The sequence below is a fragment of the Sutterella wadsworthensis 2_1_59BFAA genome (genome assembly GCF_000297775.1).
GTDB lineage: Bacteria > Pseudomonadota > Gammaproteobacteria > Burkholderiales > Burkholderiaceae_F > Sutterella > Sutterella wadsworthensis_A.
This window is the reverse complement of record NZ_JH815515.1, coordinates 130,324-145,257: the sequence shown is the minus strand read 5'-3', so window position 1 is coordinate 145,257 and position 14,934 is coordinate 130,324. Positions and strand designations below refer to the sequence as shown.

The 14,934-nt window shown below is 57.6% G+C and carries 19 protein-coding genes; all 19 read left to right on the top strand.

The genetic code is table 11. The features are described 5' to 3' along the window. Positions 1-404: hypothetical protein (locus tag HMPREF9465_RS13135; protein WP_231289346.1), on the top strand; the 404-nt coding region annotated here is incomplete at its 5' end. 84 nt (positions 405-488) lie between these two features. Continuing rightward, complete coding sequence (locus HMPREF9465_RS14010) at positions 489-1,067, top strand: ParB/Srx family N-terminal domain-containing protein (protein ID WP_005434653.1); 579 nt, start codon at positions 489-491, stop codon at positions 1,065-1,067. After that, positions 1,021-1,722, top strand: coding sequence for a DNA-methyltransferase (locus tag HMPREF9465_RS14005; protein WP_005434651.1), 702 nt, complete (start codon positions 1,021-1,023; stop codon positions 1,720-1,722). Before HMPREF9465_RS14010 ends, HMPREF9465_RS14005 begins: the two co-directional genes overlap by 47 nt. A gap of 109 nt (positions 1,723-1,831) precedes the next feature. Then, entirely contained in the window at positions 1,832-2,248 is a 417-nt protein-coding gene (locus tag HMPREF9465_RS04865; protein WP_005434650.1) for a hypothetical protein, read from the top strand. Continuing rightward, a complete protein-coding gene (terL, locus tag HMPREF9465_RS04860; RefSeq protein WP_005434648.1) occupies positions 2,214-3,656 on the top strand; it encodes a phage terminase large subunit in 1,443 nt (480 codons plus the stop codon). Before HMPREF9465_RS04865 ends, terL begins: the two co-directional genes overlap by 35 nt. 9 nt (positions 3,657-3,665) lie before the next feature. After that, positions 3,666-3,908 (top strand): hypothetical protein, encoded by a 243-nt coding sequence (locus HMPREF9465_RS13375; RefSeq protein WP_005434646.1) that lies wholly within the window; start codon positions 3,666-3,668, stop codon positions 3,906-3,908. Next, positions 3,865-5,469, top strand: a complete 1,605-nt coding sequence (locus HMPREF9465_RS04855) for a DUF1073 domain-containing protein (protein ID WP_005434645.1) — start codon at positions 3,865-3,867, stop codon at positions 5,467-5,469. Before HMPREF9465_RS13375 ends, HMPREF9465_RS04855 begins: the two co-directional genes overlap by 44 nt. Then, entirely contained in the window at positions 5,462-6,382 is a 921-nt protein-coding gene (locus HMPREF9465_RS04850; protein WP_005434643.1) for a phage minor head protein, read from the top strand. Before HMPREF9465_RS04855 ends, HMPREF9465_RS04850 begins: the two co-directional genes overlap by 8 nt. Further along, on the top strand, positions 6,379-7,815 hold the full coding sequence (locus tag HMPREF9465_RS12725; protein WP_005434642.1) for a DUF2213 domain-containing protein: 1,437 nt from the start codon (positions 6,379-6,381) through the stop codon (positions 7,813-7,815). Before HMPREF9465_RS04850 ends, HMPREF9465_RS12725 begins: the two co-directional genes overlap by 4 nt. 2 nt (positions 7,816-7,817) lie before the next feature. Next, positions 7,818-8,390, top strand: coding sequence for a structural cement protein Gp24 (locus HMPREF9465_RS04840; protein WP_005434641.1), 573 nt, complete (start codon positions 7,818-7,820; stop codon positions 8,388-8,390). Positions 8,391-8,403: 13 nt separating this feature from the next. Beyond that, positions 8,404-9,120, top strand: coding sequence for a hypothetical protein (locus tag HMPREF9465_RS04835; protein WP_005434640.1), 717 nt, complete (start codon positions 8,404-8,406; stop codon positions 9,118-9,120). Between the two features lie 54 nt (positions 9,121-9,174). After that, positions 9,175-10,233: a major capsid family protein gene (locus tag HMPREF9465_RS04830; RefSeq protein ID WP_147645233.1), complete on the top strand. Its 1,059-nt coding sequence runs from the start codon at positions 9,175-9,177 to the stop codon at positions 10,231-10,233. A gap of 91 nt (positions 10,234-10,324) precedes the next feature. After that, positions 10,325-10,801 (top strand): hypothetical protein, encoded by a 477-nt coding sequence (locus tag HMPREF9465_RS04825; protein WP_005434637.1) that lies wholly within the window; start codon positions 10,325-10,327, stop codon positions 10,799-10,801. 2 nt (positions 10,802-10,803) lie between these two features. Further along, entirely contained in the window at positions 10,804-11,229 is a 426-nt protein-coding gene (locus HMPREF9465_RS04820; protein WP_005434634.1) for a DUF4054 domain-containing protein, read from the top strand. Positions 11,230-11,231: 2 nt separating this feature from the next. Beyond that, positions 11,232-11,846, top strand: coding sequence for a hypothetical protein (locus HMPREF9465_RS04815; RefSeq protein WP_005434629.1), 615 nt, complete (start codon positions 11,232-11,234; stop codon positions 11,844-11,846). 34 nt (positions 11,847-11,880) lie between these two features. Next, a complete protein-coding gene (locus tag HMPREF9465_RS04810) occupies positions 11,881-12,306 on the top strand; it encodes a hypothetical protein (protein ID WP_005434628.1) in 426 nt (141 codons plus the stop codon). Beyond that, complete coding sequence (locus HMPREF9465_RS04805; RefSeq protein WP_038006560.1) at positions 12,297-12,872, top strand: LIC_12616 family protein; 576 nt, start codon at positions 12,297-12,299, stop codon at positions 12,870-12,872. Before HMPREF9465_RS04810 ends, HMPREF9465_RS04805 begins: the two co-directional genes overlap by 10 nt. 70 nt (positions 12,873-12,942) lie before the next feature. Beyond that, entirely contained in the window at positions 12,943-14,445 is a 1,503-nt protein-coding gene (locus tag HMPREF9465_RS04800) for a DUF3383 domain-containing protein (protein ID WP_005434626.1), read from the top strand. Positions 14,446-14,501: 56 nt separating this feature from the next. Next, the gene (locus HMPREF9465_RS04795; RefSeq protein ID WP_005434625.1) at positions 14,502-14,933 is read left to right on the top strand and encodes a phage tail fiber protein; all 432 of its coding nucleotides are present in this window, start codon (positions 14,502-14,504) and stop codon (positions 14,931-14,933) included. Position 14,934: the final 1 nt, after the last annotated feature.

The window sequence follows — 14,934 nt, the reverse complement described above, 5'->3', positions numbered from 1 at the left end:
ATCAGGTCTGGCATACTGCATCTCAAATACAAAGGGCAGCCTCGTTGGGCTGCCCCTGGAATAACCTCCCCAGACACAGAAATCCTGACACTCCCGTCGGAAACGTTCGATTTAGCGAGTGCCAGACCGTCCCTTACATGGTGAAAAAATTCCAAGACGGCGCAACAGCGTGTCTGGAAGAGCTTGAAAAAGGTCGCGCACCAAAAGAGGAATGGTTAAGCAAACTGATAGCTGTTTCTGTCGGGGTCGCTGGTGCGCTGACGCCCGAGGAGGCTGCCGCCGTCGCCAAGCCTGATGCAACGAGTGATTGTTTAAAGCGAGTTATGCCAAATCTCAAGGATTTGACAACAAGCCCCAAAACGCAAGAACGACTGAAAGCCTTGGGCTTGACGTTTCCCAAGTAAACGCCAAAAACAAAGAACACACGAACTCTCGTAGGAAACTACGGGAGTTTTTTTTCGTCCAGCAAACGACTTGAGGAGGTCGAGATGGGCAACGAAATTACGCCGTCCACGCGGCTCAAGGTGGAATACCGAAAGGTCGCAGACCTCATACCCTACGCCCGAAACGCTCGAACGCATAGCGATGAGCAAGTTTCTCGCATTGCGGGATCGATCCAAGAATTTGGCTGGACTAACCCAATTCTTGTTGACGGCACAAACGGCATTCTCGCGGGACATGGCCGCCTAGCGGCAGCACGAAAGCTCGGCATGAGCGAAGTCCCCGTGATCGAATTGGCGGGACTGAGCAAAACACAGAAACGCGCCTACATTCTCGCTGACAACAAGCTCGCATTGGACGCGGGCTGGGACGACGAACTGCTAAAGGTCGAACTCGAAGAGCTGAAACTGGAAGGCGTGGAACTTGACGACATAGGCTTTTCTTCGGAAGAGCTTGACGACTTATTGACCGTTGACGATTCTGACGATTCCGACGAGCCTGATATTCCTGAGCCTAAGCCAGACCCTGTATCGAAACGCGGCGACGTTTGGACGCTTGGTGTTCACCGAGTAATGTGCGGTGATTCATGCTCTGCCACAGATATTTCTAAGCTTGTGGGGGGGTAGGGTAAACCTCTACCTGACGGACCCTCCCTACAACGTAGCCTACGAAGGCAAGACGAAAGACGCTCTTACGATTGAAAACGATTCGATGGAGGATGGGGCCTTTAGGCAGTTCCTCGTTGATGCGTTTTCAATGGCGGACACCGTCCTTGAGCCGGGCGGCGTTTTCTACATCTGGCACGCCGACTCGGAGGGATACAACTTCCGTGGCGCTTGCCGAGACGTTGGCTGGAAGGTGCGCGAGTGCCTGATCTGGAACAAGAACGCCTTTGTTCTTGGTCGCCAGGACTACCAGTGGAAACACGAACCCTGCCTTTATGGGTGGAAAGACGGCGCGAGTCATGAGTGGTACTCAGACAGAAGCCAGACGACGGTTATCGACTGTGATCGCCCGATGAGAAACGGCGAGCATCCGACGATGAAGCCTGTGGAGCTTTTCCGTTATTTGATGGAAAACTCAACGAAGAAAGGCGACAGCGTTTTGGACAGCTTTGGCGGCTCAGGGACAACTCTTGTCGCAGCAGAACAGACCGGGCGCATTGCGTACCTGATGGAACTTGATCCCGTTTACGTTGATGTCATCATCAAACGTTGGCAGGAAATGACGGGGCTTGAAGCCGTTCGAGATGACGGCAAAACCTACAACTCGCTGATTTGAAAACTCTCGGAGGGGTGACCCAGTAACCGAGAGTTTTACAACCATGTTTGAAGGATTGTCTTAACTCGGCGAACATCGGAACTGCCCCGTACCTTCCGAGAGTATTCATATGGCTAGAACAAAAATTCCAATCGACTTGAGAAAGGTTGAGGAATACGCTCAAGTCTGCGACAGCGAGGAGGAAATCGCTTTTGCTCTTGGGATTTCCCAAGACACCCTGACTCGCCGAAAACAGGAATATGCGGATTTTGCGGAAGCGATAAAAAGAGGCAAGGCCAAGGCTAACGTTTTCGTCGGCGGCAAGCTCATGGAAAAGATTCGAGGGGGCGACACGGCCTCCATCATCTTTTACATGAAAGCCCGTTGCGGCTGGAAGGAAACCTCGCGCAACGAATTGTCGGGCGCGAACGGCGGCGCAATCAAGGTTGACGCCACGCCCGACCTCTCCGGTGTTGATTTGGACAAACTTAAGGCGGTAAAGGAAATGCTTTATGGCAACTCGACTGCCGACACTGATCGAACTTGATCAGGAGATTGCGCGGCGCAGCCTGTCTGAGTTCTGCAAGATGGCATGGCACGTGCTCGAGCCTGCAACTCCGATCAAATGGGGCTGGGCGCTCGACGCGATGTGCGAGCACCTAGAAGCTGTCCACAGCGGACAGATCAAGCGCCTTCTGATGAACGTCCCGCCGGGCATGATGAAGTCGCTCCTTACGGGCGTTTTCTTCCCCGCATGGGAATGGGGCGCGGGCGGCTCGCCGTCCCTGCGCTACCTCACGACGGCGCATAAGGAAGACCTCGCAATCCGAGACAACCTCAAGTGCCGCCGCTTGATCTCCTCGGACTGGTATCAGGAGCGATGGGGCGTCGAACTCTGCGGCGACCAGAACGCGAAGACGAAGTTCGAGAACACCGCCACGGGCTTTCGCGAGTCCATGGCCTTCCGAAGCCTGACGGGTAGCCGAGGCGACCGCATCATCATCGACGACCCTTTGAGCGTCGCTGATGCGTTTTCCGAGGCCGCGCTGCACTCGGTCGAGACGACCTTCCTAGAAGCCGTCCCGTCCCGTGTGAACAACTCAGACAGCGCGATCATCGTGATCATGCAGCGCTTGCATGAACGCGACACCTCGGGCGTCATCCTAGCCCGCGAACTCGGGTACGAACACCTGATGTTGCCGATGCGCTTTGAGGAAAGCCGCAGGTGCAAGACTTGCATCGGCTTCACCGACCCTCGCCAGAAAGAAGGTGAGCTGCTCTTTCCCGAGCGCTTTACCGCCACTCAGGTGGATGAAATGGAGAAGGTCATGGGTGGCTATGCTGTCGCAGGTCAGTTCCAACAACGCCCGGTGCCTCGAGGCGGCGGGCTTTTCAAGAGTGACTGGGTGCAGTATTGGGACACTTTGCCCGAGCGCTTCGATGCGAGTGTGATCTCGTGGGACATGACTTTCAAAGACTCGAAAGCGTCCGACTTCGTTGTCGGGCAGGTTTGGGGCAGAAAGGGCAGCTCTTTCTATCTCATCGACCAATTCCGCGGTCAGTGGGACTTCGTTAAGACGCTCGAGCAGTTCGTCGCGGCGGCAAACAAGTACCCGCGCGTGACTCGCAAGCTCGTGGAAGACAAAGCGAACGGGTCGGCGATCATCGCGACGCTCAAGAAAAAAGTGTCGGGCATCATCCCGATCACGCCAAAAGAAAGCAAGGAGGCGCGCGCGTCGGCCGTAACGCCATTATGGGAGGCTGGGAACGTGTACTTGCCTCCACCTGAGCGGTTCCCGTGGGTCGAGCGCGATCTGGTGCCTGAGCTCCTCGCATTTCCGTCAGGTGCTCACGATGACACCATCGACGCGATGAGCCAGGCATTGACGGATCTAAATAAGCACAGCGGCTTGCATATCGATCCGACGAATCTAGCTTACTTACTTGGACGGTAGGCACAACTCATGCAACCTGAACTGACGTTACGCGCTTGGGGCGCTTTGATCATCTTGTATGCCATAGGCGCGTCGGTGGCCATATTCGCAATTGCAAAGGCAGTTGAGGCCGTTGTCGACTTGGTCGGGCATGTGCGGTGGCAGGCCGCAAGGCGCCGCGTTTTCCGCCGATTCCTGAGCGAATGGCGCAAAGTGGAGATTAAGCATTGTGAGCAAGAAGAAAAGAAAGACGGCGAAAACCCAAGCGCCTAACGGCAAACTCCTCGCGCAGGCAAAGCGCATCGCCGCGCTTGAGGAGATCGACCGCACGCTACGCACGCCGCCGCAAGCCACTCAGCTCTTCGAGACGGTCGAGAAGGTGAGGGAGCGTTTCGCCCCTCCGGTGACTCTCGGGGTGTCTGAAAAAGAGCGCCTAGCGCAAGATGAGGCACTTTCTGACGCGGGCTTTTATGGCGCAATTCATCGCAGCCTTCAACAGCACGGCTACGAGCTCGGGCAGTACCCAGTGACCTCTTTCGTAGGTTACGGCGCGCTTCAGCAGATTGCGCAGAACGGCATGATCCGTGCTTGCGTGCAGACCGTTGCGGATGATATTACCCGCGAGTGGATTACGATCACGGGCGATGACGCGGAGGCTGTTGAGGAGATTCAGACACTTCAAGAGAAGAAGTACCACCTACGCACGCTCTTTCATGAGGCCGCAACACTAACCGGATACATGGGCGGGGCTTTTATCTACGTCGACACCGGCACGGAAAATCCCGAGTTGCCCCTGCGCTACTCAAACGAAAGCGCAGAGCTACAGCCGGGTACGAAGCTCCGGTTTGTCGTGGTCGATCCTGTGAACGTATCGCCGGGCGACTACAACGCCATCGACCCGCTCAAGTCCGACTACCTCAAGCCCCGCTACTTCTGGGTGCTGGGAACGAAGGTGCATGAGTCGCGCTTGCTTAGGCTTTTTGACAATCCGCCGCCGACGCTTCTGCGACCGGCATACAACTTCCTTGGCATTCCGCAGGCTCAGATCCTCTGGGACTACGTGATGCACTGGAATCAGTGCCGGGTCTATACGGCCGACTTGGTGCGCAAGGTCTCGCTTCTCGTTTTCCAGACGAGCACGGATGACATCTTCAACTCGCCTAACGGGGTGCGGTTGTTCGACATCCGTATGAAGGCGCTTCAGCGCTATCGCGATAACAACGCCGTGTTCGTCTGCGACAAGGAAGGCGAAAGTGTGATGAACGTGCAGACGTCAATCGCGGGCTGTACGGACGTCGTGCGCCAGTCGCTCGAGATGATTGCGTCGATCAACCGCACGCCTGCCGTGAAGCTCTTGGGCATCAGTCCTAGCGGCTTCAACGCAACGGGCGAAAGCGATATTCGTAACTACTACGATTACATTCGTTCCAAGCAAGAGCTGCGTCGCGAAGCAATTAACACTTGCTTAGAGGCAATTGAACTAGTCGAAATGGGGAGCATCAATTCGAATATCTCCTTCGACTTCAACGAATTGAGCAAGGAAGATGAAGCCAGCGCGGCCATGACCGCTCAGACGCGCGCAGGCGCTCTTGCAACGCTTGCACAAGTTCAGGCAATCAGCGCAGAGGAAATGCGCGAAGCGGTCAAGAAAGAGCCGGCGATGCACTTGGGCTTTTTGAGTGACGAGGTGCCCGAAGGGGAGCTTGAGGATATCGAGGGCTTGCTTGGCGCGCTTCAGCAGGCAACGACCGCAGTGGCAGAGCCTGCTCCAGCATCGAACCCGCCCGACGAATCGCGGCAACTGCTTCAGTCCCTAGGTGGCTTGAATGGCTAAACGCATCAAGACGATCCCCGCGATCGAGCCGAATGCCGGGCTCAAGGCGGCCTTGCAAAAGCGGCTGATTGCTCTCATTGAGAAACAGACGCGCGAGGCAACGGCCGAGCTCCTGCGCAACCTGATCGATTCGGGCTGCTTCACGCAGCCTGTCGAGACGGTTGCGCAGGACGCCGCACTGTGGGGACGCAAAGAGAAAAAGATCATAGATGAGGCGATACGCGCTTTCAAAGCGTCTAATCCCGCCGATGCCGCTCGAAAGCTTGACCTGAGTCTCACCGAGAAAATGGCGCGGTGGATGATTCACGCGGGAGAAAGCGCAAAGCTCGTCTCGGGATGGTTTGTCCGCGCAATGGCGCAAAACGTGACAGCGAGCCAGCGGCGTGCGCTGATACGCGCGGGCATCACTCCTACTCTGCTCAAAGAAAAATGGACGATCCCTATCGTCAAGAATCGATACATGGCGCCGAGCACGGCAAAAGCGTTGCCGGGGCTTGTGGACGGCATGACGGGGCTCATCACCAAAATGCAGGCGGATGACCTCGCCAGAGTGCGAGAGACGATTACACGCGGCCTCTACGAGGGTCAGAGTCTGGGAGAGATCGAAAGCGTGCTGAAAGCCTCTAGGGGCTTCACGGAGGCCCGTGCCAAGCGAGTTGCGCTTGATCAGTCGATCAAAGTCAGTCAGGGCATCCAACGCGGCAACGCCGAGGCATTGGGCATCAAGCACGCGGTATGGGTTCACGTCCCGGGGCGGTATTCATCACGCGAGACGCATCTCGCAATGGACGGCAAACGCTTCGACCTTTCCGAGGGGCTTTACGACCCGGCTGTAGGCCAGAACGTAACGCCCGGGTTGTTGCCGTTTTGCCGATGCATTTTCCGTCTAGATATATCGGACATATTGAAATGAACAACGACCGCTATTTACTTGCCCTAGATGCCGAGAGCGTGAGGAGGTATGACAAGAACGGGAACCTCCATGTCACCGTCTCGCACTTGACCAAAGCGCAGGTGCGACCGTACTACGGGCATGAGGTGCCTGACTGGGAGCGTCTGAGGCTCGATCCGCAGAAGATCTATCGCGGATACTGCCCGCCAGAGGAGCTGAGCAAGCCCGAGACGATCGAGAGCACGAACGGCATCCCGATTCAGCTCAACCATCATCCAGACTACGCAGACGCGCCGCAGATCAAAACGCGCGTCGGCTCCACTGGGACAGACGGCGCATTTAGAGCGCCATACCTAGACAACTCGCTGCACTTCACTGTTGAGGATGCAATCAAGCGCATCGTCGATGGGTCGATGCGTGAGTTGTCTCTTTCGTACAGATATACCCCTGACTTCATCCCTGGCAAGACGCCGGACGGCGAAGACTATGACTTCGTTATGCGTGACATTACCGCCAACCATGTTGCGCTGGTGGAGCAGGGCCGCGCGGGGCGCGATGTGTTGGTGCAAGACAGTCACTTAAGAGAGGCTCAACCTATGGACGTGACGGAAAAGAACGCGGCTCCCGTAGCCGCAGCTGACGGCGATCCTGCCGTCGAGAAGAAGGAGGTGGCACTTGCTGACGCAATCGCCGCTGCCGCCGATGGGATCAAAGACCTGCATGAGCAGGACGAGGAGGGGAATGTGGTCGACAAGCCCGCTGAAGAGGCGCAAGCCGCTGACGAGGACAAGGACGCAGCCATCAAGCGAATCATCGCCGAAATGGTTTCCAAGGGCATGAAGCCTGAGGATGCCGAAGGCTTTGCCGATGCGCTCAAGGGGCTCGCCTATGCCGAAGCCGAGGCCGAAGATGAGGACATCAACATCGGTGAAGAGGCCGAAAAGCCTGCCGAAGATGAGGACGAGTGCGCTCAGCTCATCCAGGACGGCCTGAAGGCCTGCGGCTACGACGAGGAGCCAGAAGAGTTCCAGAAGGCGTTTGCCGAGGGTGTGCGCTATGGCGAACGAAAGGAAAAGACCGAGCCTGAAAAGCTCGATCGTGAGCATGAATCCGAAGGCGAAGAACGCGCACTGGGGCAGGACGCCGCGCTTAAGCGTGTCGAACGCCGCATCGCTCGACGCTTTACGGCAATGGATGAGTGCGCTCAGACGCTCGGTCGCGTCCGCTTCAATGCCTACGACTCTGCCGAAAGCGTCTATTTGGCCGCGCTGGAGCAGGAGGGTGTGAGCATCAAGGGCGTTCGTCCCGAAGCCGCCCGCACCGCTTATCTCGCCTTCATGGCCGGCAAGAAGGTCTCTGCCAAGCGCTCGCTCGCTCAGGACGCCCAGCTCAAGACGGGTAAGGCCGACTCCATTCTCTCCACTAAGCTTTCTCAAATCAAGAAGGGGTATTAATCATGGGTTTTCAGGCAGTTGTTAAGACTGATCCTGCCGTCGGCATTGCCGGTCAGGAAGTGAATCCGAAGCAGGCCGTTTACACGGCCTTCAACTACGTCTCCGACGGCACCGTTCAGGCAGGTACTTTCTGCTTTGCTACGGCGCTCAAGGGCAACGTTACGGGTGAAACGAACATCGTCTCCCTCAAGGGCACGTCCGGTGCCAAGCCCGTCGGTTTTGTCGAACGTGACGTCATCGCTACGATTCCGACGCTCACTGCTGACGCATCGCAGGTCTATCCGCAGGGCGCCTGCCCGCCGATCGCCATTCGCGGCCAGTTCTATGCTGTCGCTACGGGCGCGGTTACGGAAGGCCAGTCCGTCCTGTGCGATCCGGCCACGGGTGCCATTACGTATGGTGCCGCCGGCACTACGAACGACACGGGTTGGCGAGTGATTTTCCCCCGCGGCGTCAAGAGCGCCGCCAAGGATGATGTCGTGATTTATCAGAACTTTGGCGTTACGGTTGCGACCGGCGCAATGGCCGCCGCTCTCGCTGACTCTGCAAAGGTTGACGAGGCCTCCGCGGGCTAAGGAGGTTGGGCTTATGGCTTACTCTCCTACGTTGTGGAAACGCGGCGACATCATCACCGCCGAGAGGCTAAACAAGGTCGAGACGGGACTGCAGGCCGCTGCCAGCGTTGACATTCAGTCTGCGCAGGCAACGACGCTCGCCGCCGGGGCTCCTGCAACTGCTGTCATCGAGGGTGGCGTTCTGAAGCTCGGCATCCCTCGCGGTCAGACGGGCGCGCAGGGTGCCGCCGGTGCTCAGGGTGCCAAGGGCGACACTGGTGCACAGGGCGCTAAGGGTGAAACGGGCGCTACGCCTACGATTACCGCTACGGCCACTGTTGACGCCACCGTCGGCACGCCCAAGGTCACGGTAAGCAAGGGCGGCACGACGACCGCGCCGACGTTTACCTTCGCTTTCACGGGGCTCAAAGGCGCAACGGGTGCTCAGGGTGTCGCGGGTGCGACTGGGGCTAAAGGCGAAACGGGGGCTGCGGGCGCCAAGGGCGACCAAGGCGAACGAGGCGCGGCTGGGGCGGCGGGCAAGAATGGCTCTTGCTTCCGTGTCTCTGCAACCGCTCTCGCTGATAGCCAGACGGGCATTGCCGCAACGGCGCTCACGCCTACCAACGCGCAACTTCCCTACGCCGTCGGCGACATCGTGCTGGACGCTACGACGAAAAAGCTTTACGCGGTCACGGCGGCGAGTGGTGGAACGTGCTCTATCGGCACCGCGCTTGCAACGCTTCCCTAAACAAACTATTTGGAGGAGTGGCCTTTGTGATGAGCAAAGGCCATGAATATTCATATGGATCAAAACTTTCTGAATGCCAAGGCGCGCGGCATCGAGGCTCCGTACGCCGTCGGCTTTATGCCGTTCGATGAAAAGGACGGTCGCATCGTTCTCAAGAACATCAACCGCGACCAGCTCGCACAGGATGCCGCGCTTTCCACGCAGCCGAACGTCGGCGCGCCTGCGGCTCTCTACACGTACGTCGACCCGCGCATCATTGATGTGCTCTTCGGTGTCACGAATGCCACGAAGTTCTTTGACAAGACGCTCGTTGGCTCCTTTACGCAGGACTACGCGACCTTCAGCGTGGAAGAAGTGGCCGGTCAGGTCTCGCCGTACAACGACTTCGCGAACGGCACGAGCACTGATGTCAACTACAACTTCCCGGTTCGCCAGAACTTCCGTTATCAGACGACGATTAAGTACGGCGATCTCGAAACGGCGAAGCTCGCCGAGGCCAATGTCAACCTCCCTGCTCGCAAGCAGAACGCGGCCGCGCAGATCATTGCCCGAGCTGAAAACAAGTTCCAGCTCTACGGCGTTGCGGGCATGGAAATCTACGGCATGCTCAATGATCCGAACATCCCGGAATCGATTTCTCCGGTGTCGGTCAATAGCAAATCTACGTGGGCTGAAAAGATCGCGGCCGACCCGAACAACGCGGCCACGCTCGTGTTCAATGACGTGAACAAGCTGTGGCAGGAACTGACTGCTAACAATGGCGGTCATCTTGACGTGAACGCCCCGATTGTTCTGGGCATCTCCAACAAGATGATTGGCTACCTGACTCAGCCGAACCAGTTTGGCAAGACGGCCAAGGTCATGCTGCAGGAAAACTATCCGAACATCGAAATCGTTCAGCTTCCCGAGCTCTCCACGGCCGCCGGCGAAATGCTCTACATGACGGTCAAGGAAGTGTATGGCGACGAGACGGGCTTCTCCGCCTTCTCCCGCGCCTTCGGCCTCGGTCGCCTGATCGCGCATGAATCCAGCTTCACGCAGAAGGCAACTGCTGGCACGTGGGGTTGCGTGATTCGCCGCCCGAGCCTCGTTGCGACGATGGTCGGCATCTAAAACTCGCAGGCCGTCACGAACGGCCTTTATCTCCACGGCGGGGCGGGTTCACGCCTGCCCTGCCCAACCTCTTGTCACGAATAGGTTTTTTATGGCTCGCACTACTCGTACTCGTAAGGCTTCTGCTCTCGGCACCACGGGCATCATTGCCGACACCGCTGAGCAGGAAGCAAAGAAGGTTTCTGACATCGCAGGCGATGAGATCATTTACATTGCCTGCGGCATGCCGCTCGGGCTCAAGTTTGATGACGTTGACAATGGCAATGGTGGCGCGAAAACCGTTGTTTTCCCGGGGGTTAATCACGCGCTAAGGGGGCAGGCCAAGGGCGTTCTCCTCGGCGCAGGGAATGCCGTCCTGGTGGGCGTAGCACGCCGAGACTGGGAGGACATTAAGCGCAAACATGGTGGCGAGCGCGCCTTCACCGCCATGCCCCCGCTCCTCTGGGAGATGAGGAGCGAGAAGGAATTCAAGGCGCGCCGCGATGAGATTGCCGAGATGCGCACGGGCGTCGAGCCTGTCGATCCGGCTTCGGTCGGCGTTGAGAAGGTAAAAGACATCGAGGCCTAAAAATGGACGTAGCGCTTGATATTGAAGAATTCCGCTCATGGTTCCCGGGGCTGACGGAGGCCGTCATCAATGATGTGCTCTTGGGTGTGCTGTGGGATCAGGTGGGGGCGATTGTCGGCACGACTGACGCAGATAGCTTTGCCCCGTTCGATCCTGATGCGACGCCCCCAGTGCTCGAGCGTAAAGTGCTTCTCTATTACGCGCTGTGTCATATGGCCACGCTCTCTACGCGCGGCGATCAGCCCGGTCGCGTGGCCAGTGCATCAGAAGGCTCGGTGTCGTCATCCTTCGATCTCATCAAGAGCAACTCGCAGTCCGCGCAGTGGTGGAATCAGACGCCCTGTGGGTCTACGTATTGGATGATGACGGGCAAATACCGTCTCGGAGGACGCCTGTACGTCTCTGACAACTATCATCCGTGGGGGTAGTGATGGGCATCAAGGTTGACGCCGGCAAGGTGACGCAAAGGCTGGAGGGGCTCGCCAAGCAGTACGGAAATCGTGCCGCAAAAGTGGTCGAGGTTGGGGTGACTGACGCAAGCATTGCCGAGTACGCGCAGTACGTCGAATTCGGTTGGGTGCAACGCGTCACGCCTAAGCAATCGCTCTTCTTGAGCGGTGCGATCGGGCGACCTGTGCCGATGGGCGATAGAGGACAGCCAGACTTCGCGAACGCTGCCATTAAGCCCGGTGTGGCCTTAGTCAACCCGCCCCGTCCTTTCCTGCGAGGGACGCTCGTTGCTGAGCAGGAAAAATGGAAGGCTGTGCTGAAGAAGGCGCTCGCAGGCATGAAAGACCCAAGCACTGCACTTGCGGTGCTGGGCACTGTGGCCGCGCAGGACGTGCAGGCAACGATCGCCAGTGGCGGGACGTCAAAGGAAAAGTTTCCAGAGCGTGCTCCGCTTACGATGGAGCTCTATGCCGCGCAGTCCGCAGGGCGTAAGACTGGGGGCAAAAACCACTCGTCGAAAGCCAGCTCCGCCACGACGCAGCCGATGGTTTTGTCTGGGGCGTTGCTTCACTCAATTTCGTTTGAGGTCAAGTGAACATGAGCTTCAGGGTTGAGAATCAGGGAGTTGTATGGGGCTGAATTTACACGCAGTGGTACGCGGATCGATCAATGCAATCCACCCCGATGAGGAGGTTCAGCTGCTTCACTCGACGGGTTCAGTGCCTGATGAGAATGGCTTTGCCGCTCCGCAGTATGAGCGCACCATGGGCGTCATGGCGCAGGTGCAGAGCGAGGGCGATGCGGCGCTGTTTCATGCCGACATGGCGGGGGCTAATTCGATTGTGCGCAAGTTCTACCTATTCGCACCGAAGGACTTTGCAAAACAGACCGCAGGCATCTTTCGCCCGCTCTCCCGCGCAGGGGATTACATCCTGCGCAAGGACGGGACGGTATGGGCTGTAGATGCGGTTCTAGAAAACTTTTCAGGCGTCAACTGGTTGAGTGTGCGCGCTACGCTTCAGCTAAGCCCGCCGCAGGGGATTGTATGGTTATGATGCAAAGCCCTCCTACGCGCTCTACGATCGTCTCCGATGAGACGGTCTACAAGGCCGTCAAAGACTTCGAGTTGCTGATGATGTCCGGCCTTGAGGCTACGCACGTCATCGCGGGAAATCAAAACAACCTTTCTCTGCCGGACTCGCGCGATTACGTCGTTAATACGATCATCGCGCACCGGGAGATCGGGACGCCCGTCGAGTCCTATGAGTGGGACACGGCGACTCAGAAAATGGACGCTGTGGTCTCTAGGTTGGTCGAGATGAGCGTTCAAATCGACGTCTATAGCGATCATCCTGAAACTGCCCGTATGCGCGCAGAATCGGTCGCGACGGTGGCCAGAACGGTGTCAGGCTGCGACTTCTTTCAGAAGTACGGCCTATCCAGTCTCTACGCTGATGACGTTCGCAATACAACCGTGGTGGTAGATGAAAATCAGTTCGTTCAGCGATGGACGACGACGCTTCACATCACCTACACGCACGTCGTCAGGCTTGATGTTGAAAGCACTGATGCCGTGCATGTCGGCGTGCATAACGTCGATGTACGATTCCCGCCGCGCTGATGTGCATTGTCTTAATTAACTTACCCAAGGAGCGCCACGCAGAGGCGCTTTTTTATTGGAGGATATCCATATGTCTTTGCCTGCATCCCGCATCGTTGCGGTCTCTCCGCGCGTAATCAGCGGCGGCGGTAGCGATCTTGAAACCAATGGGCTCCTGCTCACGAAGAACACGGTTCTACCCGCCGGTACGCCTGCGGTAGCCTTTTCGTCGACGTCGGATGTGTCTGCCATGTTCGGAGCCGAGGCCGAAGAGACGGCTTTTGCTCAGCAGTACTTCGGCGGCGTGCAGAACCAGCAGAGCGCGCCGAAGTCTCTTGTGATCGCACGCCGTGTCACCGAGGCTGACGGCGCTTGGATTCGCGGCGGCGAGCTTTCCGTTACGCTCGAAGCCCTGAAGAAAATCACTGACGGCTCTTTCAAGATTAGCGTCGGCGGTCAGGAAAAGAAGGCCGCTTCGATCGATCTCTCCTCTGCTACTTCGCTCTCTGATGCCGCGACGATAATTGCTACGGCGATCTCAGACGTCAAGGGCACGTACGACAGCAATCTCAACGCCTTCACGTTTACAACGGACACGAAGGGCAAGGCTGCAACGATTGGCTACGCCTCTAAGTCCGACAGCGGCACCGACCTCAGCGAAATGCTCGGCCTGACGCAGGCCGCAGGCGCAGTCGTCTCTCAGGGTGTTGATGCCATGACCGAGGCGGCCAACATGGAAGCCGTCTGCGCCGTCACGCGAAACTGGGTGGGCTTTACGACCCTCTGGGAGGCCGAGCTTGAAGAAATTGAAGCTCTTGCCGCGTGGGCGGACATCTACGACGACTTCGTTTACTTCCCGTGGTCTAGCGACAAGAATCTTGAAAGCACGCTGACGGCTTCGAACGGCGCGCTTGCAAAGATTGTTGATAAGTACGACGTCGTAGTCCCGATCTACTTCCCGACGTGGGGACTTTCCGCTATGGCAATGGCCTGCGGCGCTTCTATCGCTTGGAACCGCACGCAGGGCATGAAGACTTGGTTTGCCAAGTATGCCTCCGGCCTTTCTCCGAACGTTCTCGAGGAATCCGTTGCGAACGCGCTTGAGAGCAACCGCATCAACTTCATCGGCCAGTACGCTACGCGAAATGATCAGTTCCAGTTCTTCAACCGAGGGACGCTCTCTAGCGACTTCTATGGCTTCGTTGACGTGCTCTATGGCTCGATCTACCTGCGCTCCGCGATCCAGACGAGTTGCATGTCGGGCTTCAAGAACGTCAACCGAGTGCCGTACAACGCCGCAGGCGAGGCACTGATTCGCGCGTGGTGCCAGGATCCGATCAACCGTTGCATCAACAACGGCGTGATTGACGCCGGTCTCGCGCTCAATGAATCGCAGAAGTCGCAGATCATGCAGGAGACGGGCGACGATGGCGAGGACGTGATTCAGGCGATCACCTCCAAGGGCTATTGGCTAGGCATCACCCTGCCCGATGCCGCAGGTCGTGCGAACCGCGAAGCGCCTTCCGTGACAATCTTCTACGCGTATGCGGGAAGCGTTCAGGCTCTTTCCGCAGAAGTGATTGCAGTTATCTAGTGAACATCATCGGCCCTGACGGTTTGACCGTTGGGGCCTCTTTTTAGGGGCATAAAATGGCCAGCTCTAATTTTGACGTCACGTCCGCGAACGCTCAGCTCGTTCTCACTGTAGATGAGCTTTACCCGTCCGGCATTCAGCTTCAGCAGTTCAGCGCCGACGGCATTTTCTCCAGCGACTCGATCGAGATGGCGGAAACGCGTCGCTCTGTCGATGGATACATGGTGGCAGGCGTGATCAAGAACATTTCGTCTGTGACGCTCACGCTCGAAGCCTCCTCTCCGTCTGCCTCTGCGCTTGAGTATGTGCGCGATTGCATGGAGGCGAACGATAAGCCGTATGAATGCACTCTAACGTGCTACATCCCTGCGCTGGGGGTTACGCGCACGTTCGTGAAGGGCGTCCTCAAGAGTGCCCCTCCGATGTCGGCGGCGTCTCGCACGATGCAGCCGACGCAGTGGGGCTTTGACTTTGAGCGCGTGCTTTAAG

What these genes read in the sequence shown, in the direction of transcription:
- HMPREF9465_RS14010 (WP_005434653.1), top strand. Translation starts at nt 489, where the DNA reads ATGGGCAACGAAATTACGCCGTCCACGCGGCTCAAGGTGGAATACCGA.
- HMPREF9465_RS04865 (WP_005434650.1), top strand. Translation starts at nt 1,832, where the DNA reads ATGGCTAGAACAAAAATTCCAATCGACTTGAGAAAGGTTGAGGAATAC.
- terL (WP_005434648.1), top strand. Translation starts at nt 2,214, where the DNA reads ATGGCAACTCGACTGCCGACACTGATCGAACTTGATCAGGAGATTGCG.
- HMPREF9465_RS13375 (WP_005434646.1), top strand. Translation starts at nt 3,666, where the DNA reads ATGCAACCTGAACTGACGTTACGCGCTTGGGGCGCTTTGATCATCTTG.
- HMPREF9465_RS04850 (WP_005434643.1), top strand. Translation starts at nt 5,462, where the DNA reads ATGGCTAAACGCATCAAGACGATCCCCGCGATCGAGCCGAATGCCGGG.
- HMPREF9465_RS12725 (WP_005434642.1), top strand. Translation starts at nt 6,379, where the DNA reads ATGAACAACGACCGCTATTTACTTGCCCTAGATGCCGAGAGCGTGAGG.
- HMPREF9465_RS04840 (WP_005434641.1), top strand. Translation starts at nt 7,818, where the DNA reads ATGGGTTTTCAGGCAGTTGTTAAGACTGATCCTGCCGTCGGCATTGCC.
- HMPREF9465_RS04835 (WP_005434640.1), top strand. Translation starts at nt 8,404, where the DNA reads ATGGCTTACTCTCCTACGTTGTGGAAACGCGGCGACATCATCACCGCC.
- HMPREF9465_RS04830 (WP_147645233.1), top strand. Translation starts at nt 9,175, where the DNA reads ATGGATCAAAACTTTCTGAATGCCAAGGCGCGCGGCATCGAGGCTCCG.
- HMPREF9465_RS04825 (WP_005434637.1), top strand. Translation starts at nt 10,325, where the DNA reads ATGGCTCGCACTACTCGTACTCGTAAGGCTTCTGCTCTCGGCACCACG.
- HMPREF9465_RS04820 (WP_005434634.1), top strand. Translation starts at nt 10,804, where the DNA reads ATGGACGTAGCGCTTGATATTGAAGAATTCCGCTCATGGTTCCCGGGG.
- HMPREF9465_RS04815 (WP_005434629.1), top strand. Translation starts at nt 11,232, where the DNA reads ATGGGCATCAAGGTTGACGCCGGCAAGGTGACGCAAAGGCTGGAGGGG.
- HMPREF9465_RS04810 (WP_005434628.1), top strand. Translation starts at nt 11,881, where the DNA reads ATGGGGCTGAATTTACACGCAGTGGTACGCGGATCGATCAATGCAATC.
- HMPREF9465_RS04805 (WP_038006560.1), top strand. Translation starts at nt 12,297, where the DNA reads ATGGTTATGATGCAAAGCCCTCCTACGCGCTCTACGATCGTCTCCGAT.
- HMPREF9465_RS04800 (WP_005434626.1), top strand. Translation starts at nt 12,943, where the DNA reads ATGTCTTTGCCTGCATCCCGCATCGTTGCGGTCTCTCCGCGCGTAATC.
- HMPREF9465_RS04795 (WP_005434625.1), top strand. Translation starts at nt 14,502, where the DNA reads ATGGCCAGCTCTAATTTTGACGTCACGTCCGCGAACGCTCAGCTCGTT.